The following is a 23,356-nucleotide window of genomic DNA, read 5'->3' on the forward strand; positions in this document are numbered from 1 at the left end:
TGGCGGATAACTCCTTTTTTGATATAATAGCTGTAGAAATACAGCTATTTTGTTTTGGGTAAAAACAACTGTGAAAATCCTGACTTTTATTCAAGGGGGAGCGAGCCATATGGTGAAACAGCAAGAGGAGCTGTCCCATCCATTGACAGCTACCATCACGAAGACAAATACGCTTTTGCATATTCAGAGTCTCCTTCCCTCCTTTACGAAATCGGAGCAAAAGGTTGCCCATATCGTCTTACAGCAGACAGACAGCGTAATTTATTCATCGGTGATTGACCTTTCCGAAAAGGCGGGAGTGGGTGAAACGACCGTTCTCCGATTTTGCAGGAAAATAGGCTTTCATGGCTATCAGGAATTCAAGCTGGCATTGGCGCAAGAATTGGTCAATCCAGTCAAAAACTTGCATGGCGAAGTCGGAGAAGATGATTCGCTGGACATCATCACGCACAAAGTAACAGCAACCAATCAACAGGCGATTGGGGATACCACGGCCCTGTTTCAGATCGAACAGCTGGAGCGTTGTGTAGACCTTTTGCAAAAAGCAAACACGATCCATTTTTACGGGGTAGGCACGTCAGCGGTAACCGCCCAGGATGCCAAGTACACTTTCTTGCGGATCGGGCTTCGCGTGGACGCTTTTAATGAATCGCATTTGCAAGCGATGGCTGCAGCGACTCTGGGACCGGGGGATGTCGCGATCGGTTTGTCTGTATCAGGCAGTACGAAAGACACCATCGATTCATTGAAAGTCGCCAAGCAGGCAGGAGCAACTTGCATTTGCCTGACGCACTATCGACGCTCGCCTATTACGAATGTAGCGGACATTACGCTTCTGACCGCAGCGCAAGAAGGTCCGTTGCAGGGAGGCTCTCTCGCAGCCAAAATTGCACAGCTGCATGTACTGGATGTTATCAGTACGACCATTACGATGCGCAACAAGGAAAAGGCTCTTTTATACAAAGAGAGAACTGCGAAGGCTGTACTGGAGAGAAAATACTAAAAGCATTCTGAACTTATATTGGATAGGAGTGGTTGGAAATGAAGTTCGTGATCGTGAAAGATTACGCGGAGCTTAGCAGAAAAGCTGCTGAAATGCTCGTAAGCGAAGTAAAAGCAAATCCGAAGTCTGTTTTTGGCCTTGCAACCGGAGGCACACCAGTAGGGATGTACCGTGAGCTAATCAAGCTGTCACAAGCACAGAGCATCGATTTTTCGCAAGCGAGCAGCTTTAATCTGGATGAATACGTCGGACTTTCCTCCACTCATCCGCAAAGCTATCGCTCGTATATGCAAGAAAACTTGTTCAATCACATCAACATTCCTGCGGAGAAAACACAGGTGCCAGTTGGAAATACGATAGACCATTTGGCAGAGTGTGCACGCTATGAGGAAGCGATTCGTTTGGCAGGCGGGATCGACATACAGGTGCTGGGGATCGGCAATAACGGTCATATTGGCTTTAACGAGCCTGGCTCCCCTGCCGACTCGGTGACACGCGTGGTCCAGCTCACTGACAGCACCATTGAAGCAAATGCTCGCTATTTTGACAGTGTGGACCAGGTGCCGACTCAGGCCGTTTCCATGGGGATCAAGACGATTCTTGGCGCCAAAAAAGTCCTTCTTCTCGCAAGTGGAGAGGCAAAGGCAGAGGCAGTGAGATTGATGCTAGAGGGGGAGCCTACGGCAGATGTACCAGCTTCCTTATTGCAATTACATCCGAATGTAACAGTCATTGTGGATCATGAGGCAGCGAGCAAGCTGACAACCTCCGTACTGGCAGGAACGAAACCAAGCGGCAGTTAATGCACCGCTTGGTTTTCATTTTTCTTGTTCACCAATCTGTTCCGAATACGCACTTGTTCCTTATGCTATACTGGGAATGTTGCAAAAAGGTCACCAGATTTTTCAAAGGAGCTGATTTAGAATGAGCGCAAACGAAGCTTTGCTTACATTAGAAGGTTGGTATACGTATCATAATTTCCGCACCATCAATTGGGAAAAGTGGAAAGCAGCGTCCGCAGCAGAACGCCAAGAAGCGTTGGACGAGCTGAATGCATTGATCCGCACATGGGAAGCGAATGAGGGCGAGAACCAAGGCAGCACGGCTGTCTACTCCATCCTCGGACACAAAGCAGACCTCGTGTTCATGTTCCTGCGTCCAACCATGCAAGAACTCGATGAGATCAAAACAGCTTTTAATAAAACCCGCTTTGCTGCTTATACAGAAGCTCCTTATTCGTATGTATCCGTAGTAGAGTTGAGCAACTATGTACATAACCCAGGTGAAGATCCAAAAGCGAATCCGCACGTACGTGACCGCCTGTATCCGATCCTGCCAAAATGGGAGCACATCTGCTTCTATCCAATGAACAAAAAGCGTGATCTGCAAGACAACTGGTACATGCTCTCCATGCAGGAGCGCCAAGAAATGATGCGCTCCCACGGCTTGATCGGTCGCTCTTACGCAGGTCGCGTGAAGCAAATCATCGGTGGCTCTGTTGGTTTCGACGATTGGGAGTGGGGCGTTACCCTCTTTGCCAACGATCCGCTGGAATTCAAGCATATCGTTTACGAAATGCGTTTTGACGAAGTGAGTGCACGCTTCGGCGAATTCGGCAACTTCCTCGTAGGAAACGTATTGAACGTAGAAACACTGGCGAAAAAGCTGGAAGTATAATCAATAAGCCCAAGAGATCCGCTGTGCGAAAAAGTCGCATGGGCGGATCTTTTTTTGGACTACATATCTTCTCTTTAATGGTAAAATAAGGTTGTATTTCGATAAAAGAGAGGAGAGGTTGATCCGTGTTAAGACGTAAAGCATCGTGGGGGCTCTCACTTGGCGTGTCATCGTCTATTCTGATGACGTCTGTATTCGCGACAGCAGGTGTCGAGGGTCTCGCCCCAATCGTGCATGCAGCCGAGAAAGCGCTTTCGCAGGAAGAGGCAATCAAGCAAGCACAAAAGTGGGTGACCATTCCGGGGGACTACAAGCTGAGAAGTGCCAGAATGACAGATCCGGATGAAGATTACAATTATACAGGACGAACATTTTGGAATATTAGCTGGGAAAAAAGCAAAGTCGGACGTATTTATGTAACAATCGACGCTGCTTCAGGTGAATTGTCCCGTTATTCCAACCATTTGGAGGACGATCAACTAGGAAGCACAAAAAATAAGCTAACGGAAGAACAGGCCATAGAAGCAGCGACGCAGTTTCTTGAAAAAGTAACTTCCGAAGAGGAACGGAGTCGTTTATCCAAGCCGAATGAATATGTGGACCTGGACGCCTATTATTTCAAAAATCAGGGACAACTTGTAAAATTTACTCGCATGGTCAACGAAATTCCTTTTCTCGGAAATGGCTTTCAAATCATCGTGGACAGGAACGGAGAAGTGATCAGCTTTCACCGGGAATGGTATGACGACAAGCTCCCGGAAGCCACGAAGGTGATTGAGATAGCCGAAGCAGAGAAAAAATGGGAGGAGGAAGCATTCCCATCCCTTCTGTACAAGGATTTGGCAGGGAGGACGAATAACTATCAGCAAGGACCTGGCACCTACGAGCTCGTCTACGAGTTTCAGAATGAGGACCCACAGCTGGTAGACGCTACGAATGGAGAAGTGATCAATTTATTTGGTAAAGCAGCGAGTGAGAAAAAAATCAAGCCGTTGGGGAATACGGTCTCCAAAGAAACACCAGAAAAGCTGCTGATTACAAAAGAAGAGGCACAAAAAATTGCGGAACAATACATGAAAAGGCTGCCTAGCAACTATCGTTTTGACGGCAGTAGCGGCGGTGGTTCGAGCTCCGGACGAGGCGGTATCTCTGTACACCACTGGAGTTTTGATTTCACACCTCAAAATGGAGGAGGCAAAAAGTCAGACGAGGTGGAAGTGGATATTAACGATCGGGGAGAATTGGTCAGTTATCAAGTGAATCCAAACGGTCGATTTGAAGAAACTCCCAAAAAGATGGTCATCACTTGGGAGCAAGCCGAAGAAAGTGCTACGAAACTCGTAAAAGCTCTTTTGGCCGATCAGCTTGGAGAGATTTATCTGATCGAAGAGGAGCCTTCGAAGGAGACTCTGCAAAGCTATGCGGATAATGGTGAACATTACGAAGTTCAATTCGGCATGTTGATCAATGGTATTCCGGTTGCGGATGAAACCTTCAGAGTCGAGGTCAATCCGGAGACAGGGGTAGCTGAGTCACTGAACACAAGGTCACGTTCAGAAACACGTCAGCTGCCCAAGGCAAAAGAAAAGCATACGGACCAGCAAAGCGCGAAAGAAGTAATCAAGAAGCAACAGAAGCTTCAGCTTGTCTACCTCCAGCCTGTTCCAGATTGGAAACCGGTGAAGCAGTCCGAACCGCTTCTCGTCTATCGTTACGTTGGAGATAACGGGGTTGTGAAAGCAGACACCGGTGAATGGTACAGCTTTGTCGAGGCACAAAAAAAGCAAGAACCGGGCGACATCGATGAGCACCCTCAGCAGGCAGTGCTTGATTTTGCGGTCCGCAGGGGATGGATGGCGGTCATAGACGGCCAGTTAGGACCTGAAAAAGAGGTTACACGTGGGGAAATGGCCATGATATTGGCACAGATGGTAGATGAGAGTGAATTCCGACATCTGCGTCCTTACTTTGACAGCGATGGAGAACGGCGCATTCATGATTTTTCCGACGTACCTTCCTCACATCCAAGCTACGATGCCATTCAAAAAAGCGTCGAGTACGCACTGATTCCACAGACAGGCAAGAATTTTGTGCCAGACCGAATGATTACACGCGCAGAAGTAGCGGATATGGTAGCGAGGCTGTTGGGATACAATGATCTCCTGGACAAGCCTGAACTATTCAAGTCTCCTTATCAGGACTTGCAACCGAAGCATATACCAGCCGTTACTCTCCTCTCTGCTCACGATCTCTTCAAAGGAAAATCAGCAACGAATTTCGAACCGGATGCAACCGTAACCCGCGCGCAAATCGCTGAGCTGCTCAAAATGGTCTACGATCAGCAGCAAAAGCGGCATTGATTTGCAAGAAAACTGAACTGGTACGTGTTAAAAAGATCTGCTGTGCGAGAGAGTCGCATCGGCGGATCTTTTTTATCCTAGTTCCTTGCTTTAATGGTAAAATGAGGTTGTTTGTAGATGGAGAGGAGAGGTTGATTTGTGTTAAAACGTACTTCGTCGTGGGGACTTTCACTAGGAGTGTCATCTTCCATTTTGATGACAACTGTATTTGCTTCAGTAGGGGGAGAAAGTCTGACGTCAGTCGTATATGCTGCCGAGAAGACACTTTCGGAGAAAGAGGCAATCGCGCTTGCCCAGAAGCAGTTGAAGAATCTTGGTGAGTACAAGCTGCTAAGTGCCGAATTCGTGGACGGCATTGAAATGTTATGGGGAAAATCAATATGGTATACCAGCTGGAATAAAGAAAATGGTGGAAGTATAGGTGTTCAACAGGATGCAACATCAGGGGAAATATGGAAATATGAGTATAGTGGGGAAGAACGGGAATTGGATGCAAATCAAAAGAAGCTGACAGAAGATCAGGCGTTCCAAGTGGCGACTCAATTTCTTAAGCAAGTAGCGACAGAAGAAGAACGGAGCCGTTTATCCAAGCCCAATGAATATCCTGATTCGGACATTTTCTATACGCGTGCTAAACCGGGAATAGATGTAAACTTTACTCGTATAGAAAACGGGATTCCTTTTCTGGAGAATGGGTTTCGACTGATAGTGGGCTATGATGGGGAAGTGATCTATTTTGAGCGGCGCTGGACAGAGGGGAAACTACCAGATGCTTCGAAAGTTATTGAGATAACAGAAGCAGAAAAGAAATGGGATGAAGGGGCGATTCCGTCATTTTTGTACAAGGATACGGCGTCCGGCTCTCGTAAGGAACCTGAATCATACCTGCCCGCGTATGAATTCCAGAGAGAGGACCCTCAATTTGTCGATGCTATCACAGGAAAAATGCTCGATTCGTACGGACAAATTTCCAAAGAAAGAAAGATACAGCCGTTAGGGAAAAACGTTCCTCCAAACTCAACAGAACGAAAGCTCATTTCGAAAGACGAGGCGCAAAAAATAGCAGAGAAACACCTCGAAAAGCTTCCCGGTACATACCGTTCGAATGGCAAAAGCTTTGAATCAGGCTCAGGATCTCAAGACAAAACCTGGTTTTTCGAGTTTATTTCCCAACCAGGGAATGGCAAAAAGTCAGATACGGTGAAAATAGGGATTGACGACAGTGGCTATTTAGTCCAATACAACGTGAATCAAAAAAGCAGGTTCAGAGAAGAGAGCAAGAAAATAGAAAAGGGTATTACTTGGGAACAAGCACAAGAGAGTGCACGAAAACTCGTACAAACATTCTACTCCGATCAATTAGGGGAAATTTATGCGGTCGATTACAATCCGGGAGAAAAAAGGATCAAAGAAATCTTGAAAAATGATGAACCGTATGAGATCGAATTTGGCTATTTGATCAACGGCATTCCGGAAGACGATTCCATCTTTCAAGTCGATGTCGACGCTGAGACAGGGGAAGTAGTGGATCTGTATAACCATCTGTATAACGATGGACCTTCCGGTGATTCATCTCTTCCCCAAAAAAATGCAGATGGTATCGATCTGAATACGGCGAAAAAAGTCATGAAAGAGAACAAGAAGTTCATGCTAACCTACTTTCACCCAAAAGTAAGTGGAAGTTATGGAAGAGTTAAAATGCTTGAACACCCACTCCTCGTCTATCGTTATGTGGGAGAAAAAGGGCTCGTCAAAGCAGATGGCAAGTGGCACAGTACCAAGGAACGAAAGCAGTAGCCCAGTGGGTGACACGAGCCAGACCGCATGAGTACCCGTACCGACATTCCTGCGAAAATTAACGAAACCTTGTCTTTGGTTCCCCGGCACTTTTTGATACAGTATAGTGAGATGAAACAGCTAAGCATTTTTGACAGCGGAGGGGAACAAGACTGGGCTTTCTCAAGTTTAAAATTGGTTATCGTACGTTAAAAACAGCCATTGGAACGGCTATCTCGATTCTGATCGCCCAGCAGCTAGGCTTGATGTATGCGTCTTCTGCGGGGATCATTACGATCTTGTGTATTCAGGTAACAGTCAAGCAATCGTTTCGAACAGCGTGGAATCGGATTCTAGCCAGCTTGTTGGGGCTTGGAATTGGGGTCTGCCTGTTCTCCGTCATGGGCTATACGCCGCTTGCCATTCTCCTGTTCATTTTGCTTTTCTTGCCGCTCGCGGTGCGATTTAGCATTCAGGAAGGCTTCGTCAACAGCATGGTTGTGCTCATGCATCTGTATTCTTCCAAGAGAATCGACGGGATGCTATTGCTGAATGAGGTCGCTTTGCTCATCATCGGTGTGGGCGTAGCCTTATTGGTCAATCTGTATATGCCGAGTCTCGATAAAGAGCTAAAAGGGATGCAAGTAAAGGTGGAGAAGTTGTTTAGCAAAATCATGCGTGAGTTCTGCTACTACTTGCGTCACGGAGAAAGTGATTGGGACGGGAAAGAATTGATTGAAACAACAGGCGTGCTGGAAACGGCGATTCGCTTGGCTTCACGAGACGTGGACAATCGATTGGGCCGTCGTAACGATTCGTACTACGAGTATTTTGTAATGCGGCAAAAGCAGTTCGAGCTATTGGAACGCATGATGCCGATTGTCTCTTCCTTGGACAATCAGGTGGCAGAGAGCCATAGAATCGCAGATTTTCTTGAGCGAATCAGTGACTCGGTACATCCGGGCAATACCGCCTACCGCTTTATCGACCAACTGCGAGTGATGCAAGAGGAGATCAAGGCCGCAGATTTGCCGCGAACACGAGAGGAATTTGAGACGCGAGCCTCACTGTTCTACCTTCTTCGAGAGATTGAGAGTTATTTGTTCATCAAGCATGAGCTAGGCAAAAGCAGGGACGAAAAGGCTCAGGTGGCGAAGAGTTAGACAAGCATATCAAGGGAAGGGCTGCGAATACTTTTCGCAGTCTTTTTTTGTTTTTCGGTAAAAATCCCGATCGATCAGTGGGGATCCGGGAATGCTGCTTCTCCAAGTCAATTGCACAGTGGAAAACAAAAGGGACCTGTGATTGGCTACAGGTCCCTTCCATCTTTATCGTGACGAAAATCAGTACTCACCGTGCTCACGCAAACTGGCTACAGGAACGCTCATCTCCTGGTCCGGCTGGTCGAGCGGGTAAATCCTCGCCATGTCGTTGTCATCATCGATGTGCTGGATGTATACGGGAATTCCATCGCAGGTAACATTCGCCATAACGGGTGAAGCGGCGATTTCTTTCGCGCGCTGTTTATTCATGTTTATTCCTCCTGTCATTCGTAACAGCTATAATATGTACGTCAGCCCAGCATGGTATACTTTTTACGACTGTTGACATTCCCTAAAATATGTAATAAATTGAAAGAGAAATTACTACGAAATCGTACTAAAAGGAGTCACCGGTATGCAGCAACTATACGACCTTTTTCTGAAAACCGGTTTGCGTCCGTTCGCCTTTATGTCCGATACGATGCAGCTTGAAGAAAAACTGACTCGCTCCGATTTGTCGACACTCCTCATTTTGCTATTCCGCGGAGATTTGACCATGTCAGAGCTGGCGCAAGAGATGGGGGCGCCGCTTAGTTCGATGACCAGCATCGCGAAAAGGCTTGAACGCAAAGGATACATCGCGAGGGCTACCTCTGTAGAGGATCAACGGGTGAAGCTCGTCACGCTGACACAACCAGGCAAACAGCTCGCAAAAGAATCGGAACAAATTATGCTGGCGATGCTGGGCAGGCTTCAGGAGGCGTTTACACCTGAAGAAATGGAGCAATTCACCACCCTTTTACTCAAGGCAGCCAAGGTGTTTCAGGATGGAGGATCTGTCAAGCCTCGTGAAACAAAGGTTCGTTCCATCAAGATCAACATTGAGGAATAGTCCGTTCGAGCCTGCTTCTTTTTTTGTCTAATTACTACGAAATCGTACTAAATGGATCGTGAAGGAGAGATTCGAGATGAGAATCATCATTTACACCGGAAAAGGCGGAGTTGGGAAGACGAGTGTTGCGGCGGCAACGGCAGTCAAGCTGGCAAAGCAGGGAAAGAGGACGCTCGTACTCAGTACGGATGCCGCGCACAGTTTGGCAGATTCATTGGGGACTGTGATCGGACCAGACCCCGTACCAATCAGCGAAAATTTATGGGGCCAGGAAGTAAACAGCTTGCGGGAAACGGAGCGCAACTGGGGGGCAGTTCAAGGATGGCTGACAACACTGCTCGACAAAGCACAGCTGACAGATATTACAACGGAGGAGATGCTCGTTTTTCCCGGTATGGAAGAATTGTTCAGTTTGTTGCAGATCAAAGAGCATGCAATGAGTGGGCAGTTCGACGTCCTGGTAGTAGATTGTGCCCCAACCGGGGAAACACTTCGGCTGCTCAGTTATCCCAACGTATTGAATTGGTGGTTGGAGAAAATTTTCCCGACTGAGCGGAAGCTGATCAAACTCGTTCGCCCAGTGGCCAAGATTGTCAACAAAGTGGAGCTTCCTTCCGATCATGTGCTGGACAGCGTAGAGCAACTCGCACGAGGGCTGGAGGAAATGCAACGTATTGTTTTGGACCCGGAGATCACATCAGTGAGGATCGTCGTAAACCCAGAAAAAATGGTGCTTGCGGAAGCAAAGCGCTCGTTCACGTACTTGAATCTGTTCGGGTTCAATACGGATGCCGTCATCGTGAATCGGGTGCTTCCGGATGAAGCGGGTGAGGGATTTTTTGCACATTGGCGAGAGCTGCAACGGAAGTATGAGAACGAAATCGTGGAAAACTTTCAGCCGCTGCCGATTTTAAAAGCACCGATGATGCCAAAAGAAGTGATTGGGCTTCCTGTTCTAGAAGAATTGGCTGATATCGTTTTTGGAACAGAAGACCCATCCGCCATGTTTTATCAGGGCAGAACGGAACAGATTCGGGAAGTGGACGGGGAACTGCATTTGGAGTTGATGATTCCTTTTGTAGATAAAGCAGCCTTGGATTTAACGCAAACAGGGGATGAATTGACCGTAAATGCGGGTGATTACAAGCGAAAAGTCATCTTGCCGCGAGTATTAATGGGACGACAGGTTACGGGAGCGAAATATGTGGAAGATCGGCTGATGATTCGTTTTAGCGCAAGGGAAGGGGCTGACCAGCGTTGAGGCGTACCGGATTGAATATCGTGCTGACGATTATCGGGAACATGGAACAGCACGGAACCGAGCGACATGTGAAAAATGCCTGCAAAGAATGGCTGCTCGCATCGCGGTCCGTGATAGATAGCGTGATCGATGCGTTACAGGATGAACAGGAGCGTCCGAGAGCTCACAAAATCAACATTTCCAAGGAATAGGCCAATTTGAGAGGAGAGAAATGACATGGTAAGTGGGATCAAGCGCCAAATGGGTTTCACTCTCATACTGACAGGACTGCTGCATACAGTCGTCGGTCTCATTTTCTACGCAAAGCCGCTTCAGCAAATCGTCGCAAACGGCTTTTGGAATGCGGTAGGGCCGGAGGAAGATGCTGCTTTCTGGTTTATAATGTGGGGCTTCTTGCTGATTTTACTTGGCTATTTAGCAGATTGGCTGATGAAAAAGAAGGAGATGGAACCGCCAGCTGCCTTCGGGTGGACGATTCTTGCAATTTGTGTGGTCGGAGCGATTGCCATGCCTGTTTCGGGGTTCTGGCTCGGACTACCGCAGGCTGGCATCCTGCTGCGAAAATGATGCAAGAAATTTGCGGATAGGTAGATGGTTCAGATAAAATGAATGTAACCATTTTCCATTCGCAGGGAGGATCTCCTTCGTCTGGATTTTTCAAAGGTTTCTTTTACCTGGGATTGTTTATAAAAGAAAGATGGGGATAACGAAATGGAGCCAATACAAGACGTCCAAACCTTAATCAAAGAATCGCAAAAGACCAGAGTGAAATACTTGTTCTTTTGGGGACATACACAAAAAGAGTCAGGCAGTATCGACAAATCGTGCTTTAGCCAATGGTATCCGGCGGCTTTTGTAGAGGACGGTATCACGTACCTGACTGCGGAGCATTACATGATGGCGAAAAAGGCTGAGCTGTTCGGTGATCTTGCCGTCCGTGATGAAATACTCAGGAAAAGCCATCCAAAACAAGCGAAGGAATTGGGGCGAAAAGTTCATTCCTTTGACGAGGCGGTGTGGAATGCGAACAAGACGGCGATCGTCCGCCAGGCAAACCTATTAAAATTCAGCCAGCATGCCGATTTGCAAGCGTTCCTCTTGGACACAGGTGACCGCATTATTGTAGAAGCGAGTCCTTATGATCGGATATGGGGAATCGGGATGGCCCAGGATCATCCGCATGCGGAACAGCCTGAAAAGTGGCGGGGAGAAAACTTGCTCGGTTTTGCATTGATGGTAGTCAGGGAGCAGTTGCGTTCGTGATATTTACACGAAAAAGTGGTTGAGCAGACATTGCGCTGCTAACCACTTTTTTTATTACGGAACCGAAAACGCACTTTTTACCTGATCAAGTGACAGGACCATCTGCCCATACAGCTTGCCGTCCGGAGTTGCGGGGTCATACGGATTGGACTGAGGCAAGGAGGCAGCGTAGACGAGCCCATGTGTTTGTGCCAGTACTTCACCCAGCGGCGGTCCTTCCAATTTGGATAGATGATTCCAATGCGGTACCGTCATGACAAAAATGGTGAGGAGTGAGGATTGATCATCCTTTCGCTGATTGGGAGCGAACATAAAATGGGCTTCGTATTTCGTCGGCACATCCAGCTTGCCCTCCAGTGGCTGTTGGCGAGGGGGACGCTTAGCAGTGGATGAGAACTCCTCCACGATGTAATTTCCTGTCCAAGAGGGAGGGATGGCAAACGTAAATGTCTCGGTGATCGGGATCGGCACAGTGAACTGATTGTTTATGATTCGACCTTTGATCTCATCGGTTGTCGGTCTTTTGACTTCCCGCTCAGGGTCAGATGGAGCCGCTTGCTGTGGCGGTGGCGGTGGTACTGCTTGTGGACCTGGCAGCGAACAGGCGGAGAGCAGAAAAATGAGGATGAGTCCTACATAGAAGTACGTTGCTACTTTCATCACGGTCCTCCTTGATGTATAAAACACTCCCGTTTATTCATTCCACGGTAGGAGGAAAACTATTCCATAGTCCTATCGTGAATATTTACTCAATAAAACTTATTTTTCTTGAATATCAGAAAATATATAATTATAATTTAAATCAGAAATCATTTCCGGTATTCGGAAAAAATGATACGCAATTCATCCGGGAGATAAATGGGGGATAGCAGGATGATTGAGGTTAAGCAACTTGTCAAATCTTTTGGCCCGTTAACCGTGTTGAAGGGCGTTACGCTCACGGTGGAAGAAAAGGAAGTTGTCGTCTTGCTTGGAGCCAGTGGTTCAGGCAAAAGTACTTTGCTTCGATGTTTGAATTTTCTGGAATTTTACGACAGCGGAGATATTCGAATCAGCGGTCAGCAGATTGATCCGCACAAGACGAATCTGAATCAGTTCCGCGCCGAGGTCGGCATGGTTTTTCAGCACTTCAATCTGTTTCCGCACAAGACCGTTTTGGAAAACTTGATCGAGGCACCTGTTCACGTCAAAGGGATGAATGCAGCAGACGCAAAGCAATTGGCAATGGAACTTTTGAAAAAAGTGAATATGCAGGATAAGGCCGATGTCTACCCGGACATGCTCTCCGGTGGACAAAAGCAGCGGGTCGCTATTGCAAGAGCGCTCGCGATGAAGCCGAAAATCATGCTGTTTGATGAGCCTACCTCTGCTCTTGATCCCGAGCTCGTCGGTGAAGTGCTACAGGTTATGAAGCAGCTCGCCAAGGAAGGAATGACGATGATCGTCGTGACGCATGAAATGGGCTTCGCTCGTGAAGTAGCGGATCGGGCCGTGTTCATGCACGATGGGCAAATTTTGGAGCAAGGACCGCCGAGTGAATTTTTTGAAAATCCGCAGCATGAGCGTACCAAGCAGTTCTTAGGTAGCATTCGTTAAAATCCGCTAAATCTAAATATAAATATAGAGATAAATAACAGGGGGAATCACCAATGAAAAAACGTGCTAAATGGTCCGGAATTTTGTTGTCTACTGTTCTAGTGGGTTCGTTGCTACTCTCTGCTTGTGGATCACAGGAGAGCGCACCGGCAGCAGGTGGACAAGCTTCTGGAGACGGAGGAAAGAAAGATTTTACGTACGCGATGAGTGGCGTGTACAAGCCGTTTAGCTTCAAGGAAAACGGTCAACTGACTGGCTTTGACGTAGAGATCGGACAAGCACTGGCAGAAAAAATGGGTATGAACGCAGTACCGATCACCAATCCATTCGAAACGATCATCCCGGGTCTGGACGCAAAAAAATACGACGCTGTGATCGGAAGCTTGACGGTAACACCTGAACGTCAAAAAGCCGTTTTGTTCACCAATCCATACTACCGTTCCGGATCACAAGTTTTCGTGCAAGAGGGCAATACCACGATCAAGACCAAAGAAGATTTGAAGGGCAAGAAGATCGGTGTAGTGAAAGCATCCAACTACTTGGATTGGGCGAAAAAGCTGACTGATGAAGACAAGATCACTCAGTATGACAGCGATATTACAGCATTGCTCGACCTGCCGACAGGCCGTCTAGATGCAGTCATTACCGATCAGGTAGTAGGCTTGCGATTCATTAAAGAAGGCGGGGGCAAAGTGATTGACGTAGGCGAACCGCTCAGCTTTGACGAGCAAGCAATTGCTGTGCGCTTGGGTGACCAGGAGGCAGTGGAGCGGATCAACAAGGCATTGGACGAGATCGTCAAAGACGGCACGTATGAGAAGATCAGCCAAAAATGGTTTGGCCGCAATATCCTGCAAAAACAGTAAGTGGGCAACGGGGTGTCCGTGTTGGACGCCCCACTTTTAACGCTTCATGTGAGGAGGATTGCACGTGGTTATTGATATTTTTCTCTCCAGTTATCCCCTTTTTCTAAAAGCGACATGGCTCACGGTACAGTTGACGGCAGTTGCCTTGATGCTCGGGTGTGTAGTAGGTCTGGTCATTGCCTTTTTTCGGATATCCGATTCCAAAGTATTGAACTATATCGCACACACCTACATTACCGTCATTCGCGGAACGCCATTGATCGTGCAAATTTGTATCCTGTACTTCGGCTTGGCGAATATGGTCACGCTGTCGCAGTTTTGGGCAGGGGCTATCGCGCTGGCAGTTCATAATGGTGCGTATATTGCAGAAATCTTCCGAGGCGCCATCCAGTCAATCGACCGTGGACAGATGGAGGCGTCCCGATCACTCGGCATGTCGTACCCGTTAGCCATGCGCAGAATCATTTTGCCGCAGGCGTTCCGTCGGGCGATCCCATCGCTTGGCAATCAGTTTATTATCGGGTTGAAGGATTCGTCGTTGGTCGCATACGTAGGGATGCAGGATTTATGGGGAACAGGTCTTGGTGAAGCAGCTTCCAATTACAAGCAGCTGGAGACGTACATGGTCGTCGGTTTGTACTATCTCGTGCTGATCATGATCTTCTCGTATTTCGTGAACAAGCTGGAAGCAAGGCTGGCCAGAGGAAAAGCCCCGAGTAAACAAACGAAAGATAATACGAGTGTCGCAGCGTAACTCTTTGTCATGGAGGAAGAAAAAAGGATGGTTCAATCAGTCGAACGGGCGATGAAAATAATCAGGGTGCTGATATCAGACGAAAAATCTGCTTGGCCTATTTCGGAGCTAGCGAGTGCAACCGGTCTACCAATCAGCACGCTCCACCGTTTTCTCGAATCGATGATCCAGTTCGGATTGGTTGAGCAGGAACCAGTCACCAAGCATTACAAGCCGGGCTATACGTGGATGGAAATCGGTTTTATTTTGCATGAAAAGATGAACCTGCGTGGTGTGGCGAGACCGTTCATGGAGGAGCTGGCGAATGAAGTCGAGGAGAGTATCTTCCTCAACGTTTTGGCGGGTACGGATTCGATGCCGATCGAAAAAGTAGAAAGTCCACTGAAAATACGGATAGACGAGAACCTGGGGGAGCGGATTCCTCTCACAATCGGCGCCCCCAGCAAAATCATTCTCGCGTATTTGAAGCAGGATGCGATCACAAAAGTCGTTTCAGCCCAGCTTGCGCCAGACAAGCAGCCGTCATTTTTTGAACAGCTGAGTGAAGCCAAGAAAAGTGGCTATGCGATCAGCTACGAGGAGAAGACGGAAGGCACCATGGCAGTCGCCGCTCCGATCATCGGCTACGGAAATCAACTCGTCGGAGCGCTCTCGATCAATGCGCCATGCTTTCGGGTAACCGAAGATCGATTGCCCCTACTCATCAAAAAAGTGAAGCGTCAGGCCGCGACGATTTCGGCAAGAATCGGCGGAGCATAAGCAAATCCTCCATTCCAGTATCTGTGGGTGGAGGGTTTGCTTTTTTTAATATGAACCATTGGATCTTTCAATTTTTTCGCCCTGAAAAACTGTGTTAGTGTGAAAGAAACAGTGGGGAGGGAAGATAGACATGTTTCCATTTCGCGTCATTAATCAGGAAACCACGGAAGATGTGCTGGATATGGCCAGCGTGATTGAAGTGGTCGAGCAAGCCTATCAAATGAAATCGAGTCAGCAGGCGACGTTGTTTCCGCTTATTTTTCATGAGTTCGTAGAGGGTAGGGCCGACATGGATATCAAATCCGGTCATTTGCCCCAAGCGGATATATTTGGACTCAAGCTCGTCTCGTGGTTCGGTGACAATGACAAGAAAGGTCTGCCACAGTTAGTCGGAACTGTGATGGTATTGGACGGCCAAACCGGCGTACCACAGGGAATTTTGAGTGGAGAGCACATTACTTGCATGCGTACGGGAGCCGCAGGTGGTATCGGTGCAAAATATTTGGCACGCCCTGAATCAGAGAACCTATTGATAGTAGGGACGGGGCACCAAGCTCCTTTTCAAATCATGGCGACTTTGATGACGATGAAGCAGATCAAGCGGGTGTACATTTGCAATCCGCGGTCCGCAGAAAAGGCGCAAAGCTTTGCCGCCCAAATCAAAAATAAGTTGATAACCAAATTCGTCTCCAAGTATAAGGGAGAAGAGTACGAGCGGTATGCAAGCCGTTGTGACGTGGAGTTTATCGCGATGGATAACCTCGAAGAAGCGACAAGGCAAGCAGACATCATCATTACGGCAACCCCTTCACGCGAACCGATGATCCAAGAGGAGTGGATGAAGCCGGGGACGCATATCACCTGCATCGGGGCAGATATGGAAGGAAAACAGGAGATCGATGAACGGCTTTTTGTAAAAGCGCGCGTCTTTGTGGATGATATCGGGCAGGCAATACGCGTGGGAGAGACGAAGGTGGCTGTAAAAAAAGGGTTGATAGCAGAGAGCGATATTGAAGCGGAGATCGGCAATGTGATCCTCGGACTTTCAGGTGGAAGACAGAGCACAGAGGAGATCACGATTTTTGATAGCACGGGTATCGCACTCCAGGATTTGCTGACGGCTAACCACATTTTGAAAGTAGCGGATAAGAGCGGCGTAGGCACGATTGTCGATCTGTAGAAAAGAAAGCTAGAACATAAGGAGAGGGATGACCGATGAGAATTGCACCCTTTAAAGTAGAAGAATGGATGAACGCTTACGAGATGGAGGCCGTTTACAACATTGCCGAAACATGCGTAGATTCGCTGACGGTAGAAGAGTTGATTCGCCTCTCCGATGAACCGGACGATTTTTTTCGCGAGATGGCGCGCAAGAAGCTAACGTACGGTCATATCGAAGGCTCGCCGGAATTCCGTAGCCTCGTCGCGAGTATGTACCACACGATGAAGCCGGACAACATTTTGGCGATGAATGGGGCGATCGGAGCGAATTTTCTCACCTTGTTTTCGCTCGTCGCACCTGGAGACGAAGTGATTACTGTTCATCCGACGTATCAGCAAATTTATTCAGTACCGGAGTCGTTCGGAGCGCAGGTCAAGCTGCTTAGACTTTTGCCGGAAAATGATTTTCTGCCTGATCCAGATGAGCTGCGCTCGCTCGTTACAGACAAGACCAAGCTGATCTGTATCAACAATCCGAACAATCCATCTGGTGCTTTGATGGATGAAGGGATTCTGCGAGAAATCGTAGAAATCGCACGTTCCGTCGATGCCTACCTGTTGTGTGACGAGGTGTATCGCAATTTGCACCAAGACCCGGAGGTTGTGGTGCCATCCATCGTCGATTTGTACGAAAAAGGGATTGCGACTAGCAGCATGTCCAAAGTATTTTCGTTGGCGGGCTTGCGTCTGGGATGGATTGCAGCGCCTCTGGATGTCATCAAGAGCTGCTTCCAACACCGTGATTACACGACCATCAGCTGCGGAATGCTGGATGACATGCTGGCTGTCCATGCACTGAAAAACCGCGACAAGATCATGGAGCGCAATCTGAAGATCGTGCGTGACAATCTGCAGATTCTCGATGAGTGGGTGGCGAAGGAGCCGTTGGTCTCTTACGTCAAGCCGCAGGCAGGAACAACTGCGATGCTCAAGTACGAGCTGGGTATCCCGTCGGAGGCTTTTTGTATCGACTTGTTTAAAACAACGGGGGCGTTTTTGACACCAGGTAGCTGCTTTGACATGGAAGGCTGGGTACGAATCGGGTACGCCTGCTCGACAGAGGTGCTTCAAGCGGGTTTGGCAAAAGTATCGGAGTTTTTGGAGTCACGCAAATAACGGATAAAACGGGAGGAGGAGTGTCCCTTCGGCGAGAGCAAGGGACACTTCTATCCTGAAATTCTAGCATTCTGGCATTTCTGATCACGATACCGAACTGGGGGGATATCATGAGTCAGCCTAATGTAGATTTGCAGCCGAAAAAACAGAAGAAGCTGTGGGAAGTGAATGTGTTTGCGTTACTTTTTGCTGTGATTGCCATCGCGGTCATCCTGACGCACATTTTGCCGGCAGGAGAATACGGACGGGTAGAGGTAAACGGTAGAAGCGTCATTGATCCACAGTCGTTTCAATGGATCGAAGCATCTCCAGTAAAGCCACTCGGTCTCGTAAACAGCGTGCATACCGGTTTGGTGGAAGCTTCAGGCATTATCTTTTTTGTTTTGATAATTGGCGGAACATTCGGTATTTTAACAGCGACTGGCGCAATCGAAGCGCTCATTGTCACGCTATCGCGTCTACTCAGGAATCAAGAGAAGTGGCTGATTCCCATCATGATGCTGTTTTTTGCGGCAGGCGGCTCGCTCATGGGCATGGCCGAAGAAACTTTGCCCTACATCGCGATTATGATTCCGCTGGCGATTGCTCTTGGCTTTGATGCAATGACTGGCGCTGCCATTGTGCTGGTAGGAGCGTCGGTCGGTTTTACATCTGCACTAATGAATCCGTTTACAGTGGGGGTTGCCCAAGGCATCGCTGAACTGCCCCCTTTTTCGGGAATGGGTTATCGGATTGCTGTTTTTGTCGTGATGTACATCGTATCGACTGCATTCGTCCTGCGGTATGCGTCAAAAATCAAAAAAGACCGTTCGCAGGGTTTCTTCGGATTGTTCGAAGGGAAAGACACGGCTGAGCTTTTGCGTGAAGATATGAAGTTGACAGCCAGACATAAAGGAATCTTGGCTTGCTTTGTTCTCAACTTTGTCGTGTTGGTCTTTGGTGTCATTCAATATGGCTGGTATCTCACCGAGCTGTCCGGACTCTTTCTGTTGCTGGGCATCATCATCGGAATCGTGGGAAGGCTCGGCATCAACGAAATGGTAGACAACTTCATGAAAGGTGCTGCTGGCCTAATTGCCGGGGCCTTGGTCATTGGAGTTGCACGGGCAGTTGTTGTGGTGCTCAATGACGGTCACGTACTGGATACGATTCTTTACTATTCTGCTGGTGTCTTGAATCAATTGCCTAGTGCGCTTACAGCGTTTGGCATGCTCGTCCTCCAAACCGTGATCAGCTTCATCGTTCCATCCGGCAGTGGAATGGCTGCATTGACCATGCCGATCATGGCGCCGCTGGCAGAATTAGTTGGCGTCACGCGTCAAACTGCGGTTCTTGCCTATCAGTTCGGGGATGGCATATCCAATATCTTCATTCCGACCTCCGGCTATTTCATGGCTGGTTTGGCTTTGGCTGGCATCCCATGGTTACGTTGGATGAAATGGATTATACCGCTGATCCTGATGCAGTACGGGATTGCGACAGTCGCAGTAGTCGTGGCGCATTTGATTGGTTATGGACCATATTGACGGGAGGAGATCATGAATGGCACTTTGCACACCAACTCTTGCCCAATGGGCCATCAGTGAACGGCGATACTTGCATCAATATCCAGAGCTGTCTGGTCAGGAGTATCAGACAGCAGCCTATGTTCGGAAGTATTTGCTGGAATGGAAAATGGAACTGCTCCCATGTGAGCCGCCGAATGTGGTCGGCATTTTGCGGGGGACGGATGGTAAGAAAACCATTGCGTTACGGGCGGATATGGATGCACTACCGTTAGTTGAAGAGGGAGAGAAGCCTTATCTCTCGAAAAATGAAGGTGTCGCTCATGCATGCGGTCACGATGGACATACCGCCATTTTGCTAGCAGCAGCCAAATGGCTCTCGGAAAACCGCAGAGACGTAGCACCAAATGTACTCTTTCTATTTCAATCCTCAGAAGAAATGCTCCCTAGTGGAGCGCAAGCTATCGTCCGTCAAGGTGCGATTGATGATGTGGACGCTGTCTTTGGGCTGCATCTCTGGCAGCCTCTTGAAAAAGGAAAGATCGGAATCAGTATGGGCGCGATGATGGCGTCTGCTGATGACCTGCGCATCGTCATAACCGGACGTGGAGGACATGGCTCGATGCCACACGAAACAGTCGATCCGATCTATGTGGCAAGTCAGGTGATTAACGCGGTCCAAGGAATCGTGGCGCGCTGCGTCAATCCGATCGAACCTGCGGTCATTTCCATCTGTCGGATGGAAGCTGGCTCGACCTATAGCATCATCCCGAATCAGGCTGTTTTATACGGAACGCTGCGGGCGCAGTCGGAAAAGACAAGGCAGCTCTTGGCTCGCGAGCTGAAGCAGAAGATTGAGGCATTGTGTTCGGCATGGGGCGCAGATGGTGAAGTCATCGTGGACTGGGGGACGCCACCTGTTGTCAATGATGAGCAGATGAGCCGATTCGTTGCTGACGTCGTAGCCGATCAATTTGGCGAGAGCAGTCTTGCTTATGTGGAGCCGGTTATGGGGGGCGAGGACTTTTCGTACTATTTGGAGCGCAAGCCTGGCAGTTTTATTTTTATAGGAATGGGTGGAGAAAAGAGTAGCTATCCGCACCATCATCCGCGTTTTGACATTGATGAGGATGTCATCCCGACGGCTGTCGAGCTATTGATTCAAGTAGTAAAAAGATTTTAACAAGGAGGAGTAATCTATGTCGTTGTCCGTATCCTTTCTCGATATTGTAAATGCTCACAAGAATCTCAAGGGGCAGGTTATCCATACCCCGTTGATATCATCACCCGCGCTGTCTGCCATCGCAGATGCAGATGTCTGGATGAAGCTGGAATGCCATCAGAAAACAGGATCATTCAAGGCGCGCGGTGCACTTAACAAAATCGCATCCTTGACGGAAGAGGAGCTGGCTCGGGGCGTTATTACCGCTTCAGCAGGAAATCATGCACAAGGTGTCGCGTATGCGGCTTCGTTAAAAGGCGCGTCGGCCCTGATCGTCGTGCCAAAAACAGCTCCCGAGACCAAAAAAGCGGGCATCAAGCGCTACGGTGCGGAGTTGGTCGTGTATGGAGACAGCTATGATGACGCAGAAAGCCATGCCTATGAGCTGGCGAAAGAAACAGGGCGCACGTTCGTTCACGCCTTTGAAGACAATGAGATCATAGCAGGGCAAGGAACGGCAGCGCTGGAGGCTCTTTTGGAAGAGCCGAATTTTGACGTCATTCTCGTACCTGCTGGTGGCGGCGGGTTAATTTGCGGAGTGGCACTCGCAGCAAAGGCAATCAAGCCGGATGTGCAGGTGATTGGGATTCAAACACACGCTTCTCCCCCATGGTATTATTCGTTCCGCGAAAAGCGCTTGGCGGATGTGGTATACAGTGATTCGCTTGCGGACGGTCTTCATGGGGGAATCACCCAAGGCAACCTGGACTTGGCTCTGCAAATCGTCGATGACTTCCTGCTCGTGGAGGAAGAACACGTTGCCCAAGCGATGAGCTGGCTGGCAAAAGAGCATCATCTGATGGTGGAAGGCTCAGGGGCGGTCGGCATCGCTGCACTCATGCAAGGAACTGTGCCCGATCTGGCAGGGAACAAGGTGCTGACAATTGTGAGTGGCAGTAATGTAGATGCTGGCAAGCTGGCGGGGATCATAGGGAAGCACGCATAGGGAATCGGTTGAACATAGAGCCACTCTCGGCTACACTTTTTCTAATAGAGTTTGTTCAATAAGTCGTCTTTTTGAACACGCATATATACGAGGAAACGGTGTCGTTCGGTGAGGGAGTGGAAAATCAATTATGGAGTTACGCAATCTGAAGACATTTCAGGTCGTTGCCGAGCATTTGAATTTGACGAAAGCTGCAGAGCAACTCGGATACAGCCAGCCTACGATTACGCTCCAGATTCAAGCGTTGGAGCGGGAGCTGGGTCATCCTTTGCTCAATCGGGTAGGCAAGCGCACGTTTTTGACACCGGCCGGAAAAATTGTGAAGCAGCATACGGATCAGCTGTTCTACGTTCTCCAGCACATGGCGGAGGGACTTAATCATTTAGACATGCCAGTAGGTCCGCTTGTCGTTGCGGCCCCAGAATTTTATTGCATCCAATACATGCCCCAAATTCTGAAGGCGTATGTGGAAACACACCCACAGGTAAATCTGCAGGTAATTTCTTGTACCAGTCAGGAGACGTTGAAGAAAATCCAGGCCCACGAGGCAGATATTGGGATCATTGCGGGCACCACCTTGCAACCGGGTATCCACTCGAACGTGGTAGACTTAGAACAATTCACCCTGATTGCTTCTCCTGATTTGATGAGGGAAAAAACATTGGCAGACGCACTTGTGACCTTCCCCTTTTTGTCCTATCAGGAGGGGTGCAATCTCGATGAATTTATTACCCAATGCCTGCTGGAATTAAACTACATCCCACCCTCTGTCATCAAATGCAGCAGTGAAGAAACCATCAAACGATCAGTCCTGAATCAAACAGGCATAGCCCTGCTCAGTAAGGTTCTCGTGGAAAAAGAACTGCGAACAGGCGAACTGATCGAGCTGTTTCGCTTTTCCAAGAAAGCAGAAACATCGCTAGTCTGTTTGGAACGCCGAAGAGAAGAGCCGGCGATCCAGACCTTCATGGAGCTGGTCAAAGACGTCTGGCTATCCGTAAGAGAAGAGTAGTCATGACAAGGGGGCAAATTACAAGAAGAGAAGGTTTTTTGTGTGGAACGGCAATGATATTGTAAAATGACAGAAGGTAAGAGAAATAGGAGATGACAACAAATGAGTAAGCAAGTAAACGAAAAGGAACTCGTTTTGCATTTAGCTACCAAAACAAAAGTAGACCCGCAAAAAATCATGATCGTACTCAAGCATGAGCAAGCGTACATGAACAGTGCGAAGGCAGATTCAAAAGGTGATGTCGACGTTGATTTTGATGATCTCGTAGATTACATTATGGGTAAGTCGGATGTGAAGCTGGATGAGATCACTGTCGAGAAGATCCTGGATGTAGAGATGGAATACTTGATTAAAAAAGGAATCGCTGGATATATAGACTAATAGAGGACGTCTGGATATCAGGAAAAGAAGAGTAGTGTTTCAAGCACATTTCCCCTGTAGAGGGTGATGTGCTTTTTTTATTCTATTTGAAACCCGCAACACAGGGGAAGCATGATGAAAAACCAAACAGTGGCTGCGGTGGGGAGAAGAATATTTCCAGACTAGGCTCAGTGCTTCGTCCCTCAGGGAAGCATGGACTGCCCGCTCCGAAGCGATTAGCGGGGAAACGCAAAAGTGGTAGCCGCTTCGACGCTCGGGCACGTTGCGTTTCTTTTACCCGCTAGGTAGGACTCCACAAGTCGCTACGTCTGGAAATATTCTTCTCTGTCGTGACTGAGTACATTCTTCCATCTATTAAGGCTTTTAAAACCCGTCTAACACAGAAAGCTCGTAGAGGAAACAGGAGAAGACAGCGAAGATCTTTGGTACACCGATCGAGACTCCATGCAAAAAGCGAAACACGCTCTTAAGCGTCCACCTCTGA

25 protein-coding genes are annotated in these 23,356 nt (G+C 48.3%); 23 read left to right on the plus strand and 2 right to left on the minus strand.

Translation table 11 applies throughout. The features are described 5' to 3' along the window. Positions 1–109: 109 nt before the first annotated feature. The 6 genes from C7R93_RS28190 to C7R93_RS28215 all read left to right on the plus strand — a co-directional run bounded on the left by C7R93_RS28190 (position 110) and on the right by C7R93_RS28215 (position 7,979). Positions 110–1,003, plus strand: a complete 894-nt coding sequence (locus C7R93_RS28190; RefSeq protein WP_106841896.1) for a MurR/RpiR family transcriptional regulator — start codon at positions 110–112, stop codon at positions 1,001–1,003. Between the two features lie 38 nt (positions 1,004–1,041). Beyond that, the gene (gene nagB, locus C7R93_RS28195) at positions 1,042–1,806 is read left to right on the plus strand and encodes a glucosamine-6-phosphate deaminase (RefSeq protein WP_106841897.1); all 765 of its coding nucleotides are present in this window, start codon (positions 1,042–1,044) and stop codon (positions 1,804–1,806) included. A gap of 121 nt (positions 1,807–1,927) precedes the next feature. Next, entirely contained in the window at positions 1,928–2,680 is a 753-nt protein-coding gene (hemQ, locus tag C7R93_RS28200) for a hydrogen peroxide-dependent heme synthase (RefSeq protein WP_007715842.1), read from the plus strand. A 125-nt stretch (positions 2,681–2,805) separates the two neighbouring features. Then, positions 2,806–5,040, plus strand: a complete 2,235-nt coding sequence (locus C7R93_RS28205; protein WP_106841898.1) for a YcdB/YcdC domain-containing protein — start codon at positions 2,806–2,808, stop codon at positions 5,038–5,040. Positions 5,041–5,178: 138 nt separating this feature from the next. After that, complete coding sequence (locus C7R93_RS28210; protein ID WP_244191683.1) at positions 5,179–6,837, plus strand: YcdB/YcdC domain-containing protein; 1,659 nt, start codon at positions 5,179–5,181, stop codon at positions 6,835–6,837. Between the two features lie 173 nt (positions 6,838–7,010). Then, positions 7,011–7,979: an aromatic acid exporter family protein gene (locus C7R93_RS28215; RefSeq protein WP_341866953.1), complete on the plus strand. Its 969-nt coding sequence runs from the start codon at positions 7,011–7,013 to the stop codon at positions 7,977–7,979. A gap of 180 nt (positions 7,980–8,159) precedes the next feature. Here C7R93_RS28215 and C7R93_RS28220 read toward each other — a convergent pair whose 3' ends face one another. Beyond that, positions 8,160–8,348 (minus strand): small acid-soluble spore protein H, encoded by a 189-nt coding sequence (locus C7R93_RS28220; protein ID WP_047071337.1) that lies wholly within the window; start codon positions 8,346–8,348, stop codon positions 8,160–8,162. Between the two features lie 145 nt (positions 8,349–8,493). Here C7R93_RS28220 and C7R93_RS28225 point away from each other — a divergent pair, with 145 nt between their 5' ends. The 6 genes from C7R93_RS28225 (at position 8,494) to C7R93_RS28250 (ending at position 11,494) form a co-directional block, all read left to right on the plus strand. After that, positions 8,494–8,970 (plus strand): MarR family winged helix-turn-helix transcriptional regulator, encoded by a 477-nt coding sequence (locus tag C7R93_RS28225; protein WP_106841901.1) that lies wholly within the window; start codon positions 8,494–8,496, stop codon positions 8,968–8,970. A gap of 76 nt (positions 8,971–9,046) precedes the next feature. Next, the gene (locus C7R93_RS28230) at positions 9,047–10,231 is read left to right on the plus strand and encodes an ArsA family ATPase (RefSeq protein ID WP_106841902.1); all 1,185 of its coding nucleotides are present in this window, start codon (positions 9,047–9,049) and stop codon (positions 10,229–10,231) included. After that, positions 10,228–10,422, plus strand: coding sequence for a hypothetical protein (locus tag C7R93_RS28235; RefSeq protein WP_106841903.1), 195 nt, complete (start codon positions 10,228–10,230; stop codon positions 10,420–10,422). Before C7R93_RS28230 ends, C7R93_RS28235 begins: the two co-directional genes overlap by 4 nt. 25 nt (positions 10,423–10,447) lie before the next feature. After that, on the plus strand, positions 10,448–10,798 hold the full coding sequence (locus tag C7R93_RS28240; protein ID WP_106841904.1) for a DUF6463 family protein: 351 nt from the start codon (positions 10,448–10,450) through the stop codon (positions 10,796–10,798). A 57-nt stretch (positions 10,799–10,855) separates the two neighbouring features. Then, positions 10,856–10,921: a hypothetical protein gene (locus C7R93_RS31205; RefSeq protein ID WP_106841918.1), complete on the plus strand. Its 66-nt coding sequence runs from the start codon at positions 10,856–10,858 to the stop codon at positions 10,919–10,921. A 21-nt stretch (positions 10,922–10,942) separates the two neighbouring features. Then, positions 10,943–11,494 (plus strand): NADAR family protein, encoded by a 552-nt coding sequence (locus C7R93_RS28250; protein WP_106841905.1) that lies wholly within the window; start codon positions 10,943–10,945, stop codon positions 11,492–11,494. 54 nt (positions 11,495–11,548) lie between these two features. On the opposite strand, the gene C7R93_RS28255 is transcribed toward C7R93_RS28250, so the two are convergent. Then, entirely contained in the window at positions 11,549–12,154 is a 606-nt protein-coding gene (locus C7R93_RS28255) for a hypothetical protein (RefSeq protein ID WP_106841906.1), read from the minus strand. A gap of 213 nt (positions 12,155–12,367) precedes the next feature. Here C7R93_RS28255 and C7R93_RS28260 point away from each other — a divergent pair, with 213 nt between their 5' ends. The 11 genes from C7R93_RS28260 to C7R93_RS28310 all read left to right on the plus strand — a co-directional run bounded on the left by C7R93_RS28260 (position 12,368) and on the right by C7R93_RS28310 (position 22,872). Further along, positions 12,368–13,090 carry an amino acid ABC transporter ATP-binding protein gene (locus tag C7R93_RS28260; RefSeq protein WP_106841907.1) on the plus strand — a complete coding sequence of 241 codons (723 nt, stop codon included), beginning with the start codon at positions 12,368–12,370 and terminating at the stop codon, positions 13,088–13,090. A 53-nt stretch (positions 13,091–13,143) separates the two neighbouring features. After that, entirely contained in the window at positions 13,144–13,956 is an 813-nt protein-coding gene (locus tag C7R93_RS28265) for an ABC transporter substrate-binding protein (protein ID WP_106841908.1), read from the plus strand. Positions 13,957–14,020: 64 nt separating this feature from the next. Continuing rightward, the gene (locus tag C7R93_RS28270) at positions 14,021–14,710 is read left to right on the plus strand and encodes an amino acid ABC transporter permease (protein ID WP_106841909.1); all 690 of its coding nucleotides are present in this window, start codon (positions 14,021–14,023) and stop codon (positions 14,708–14,710) included. 27 nt (positions 14,711–14,737) lie between these two features. Next, positions 14,738–15,469: an IclR family transcriptional regulator gene (locus C7R93_RS28275; RefSeq protein ID WP_106841910.1), complete on the plus strand. Its 732-nt coding sequence runs from the start codon at positions 14,738–14,740 to the stop codon at positions 15,467–15,469. Between the two features lie 130 nt (positions 15,470–15,599). After that, positions 15,600–16,649, plus strand: coding sequence for an ornithine cyclodeaminase family protein (locus tag C7R93_RS28280; RefSeq protein WP_106841911.1), 1,050 nt, complete (start codon positions 15,600–15,602; stop codon positions 16,647–16,649). A gap of 35 nt (positions 16,650–16,684) precedes the next feature. Beyond that, positions 16,685–17,806 carry an aminotransferase gene (locus C7R93_RS28285; RefSeq protein ID WP_106841912.1) on the plus strand — a complete coding sequence of 374 codons (1,122 nt, stop codon included), beginning with the start codon at positions 16,685–16,687 and terminating at the stop codon, positions 17,804–17,806. A gap of 110 nt (positions 17,807–17,916) precedes the next feature. After that, a complete protein-coding gene (locus C7R93_RS28290; RefSeq protein ID WP_106841913.1) occupies positions 17,917–19,332 on the plus strand; it encodes a YfcC family protein in 1,416 nt (471 codons plus the stop codon). Positions 19,333–19,348: 16 nt separating this feature from the next. Then, a complete protein-coding gene (locus C7R93_RS28295) occupies positions 19,349–20,494 on the plus strand; it encodes a M20 metallopeptidase family protein (protein ID WP_106841914.1) in 1,146 nt (381 codons plus the stop codon). 16 nt (positions 20,495–20,510) lie between these two features. After that, positions 20,511–21,479, plus strand: a complete 969-nt coding sequence (locus C7R93_RS28300; RefSeq protein WP_106841915.1) for a threonine ammonia-lyase — start codon at positions 20,511–20,513, stop codon at positions 21,477–21,479. 130 nt (positions 21,480–21,609) lie between these two features. Further along, entirely contained in the window at positions 21,610–22,491 is an 882-nt protein-coding gene (locus tag C7R93_RS28305; protein WP_106841916.1) for a LysR family transcriptional regulator, read from the plus strand. Positions 22,492–22,593: 102 nt separating this feature from the next. Next, entirely contained in the window at positions 22,594–22,872 is a 279-nt protein-coding gene (locus tag C7R93_RS28310; RefSeq protein ID WP_106841917.1) for a hypothetical protein, read from the plus strand. Positions 22,873–23,356 lie beyond the last annotated feature (484 nt).

Origin of the sequence: Brevibacillus fortis (assembly GCF_003013395.1) — a bacterium.
GTDB classification, from domain to species: domain Bacteria; phylum Bacillota; class Bacilli; order Brevibacillales; family Brevibacillaceae; genus Brevibacillus; species Brevibacillus fortis.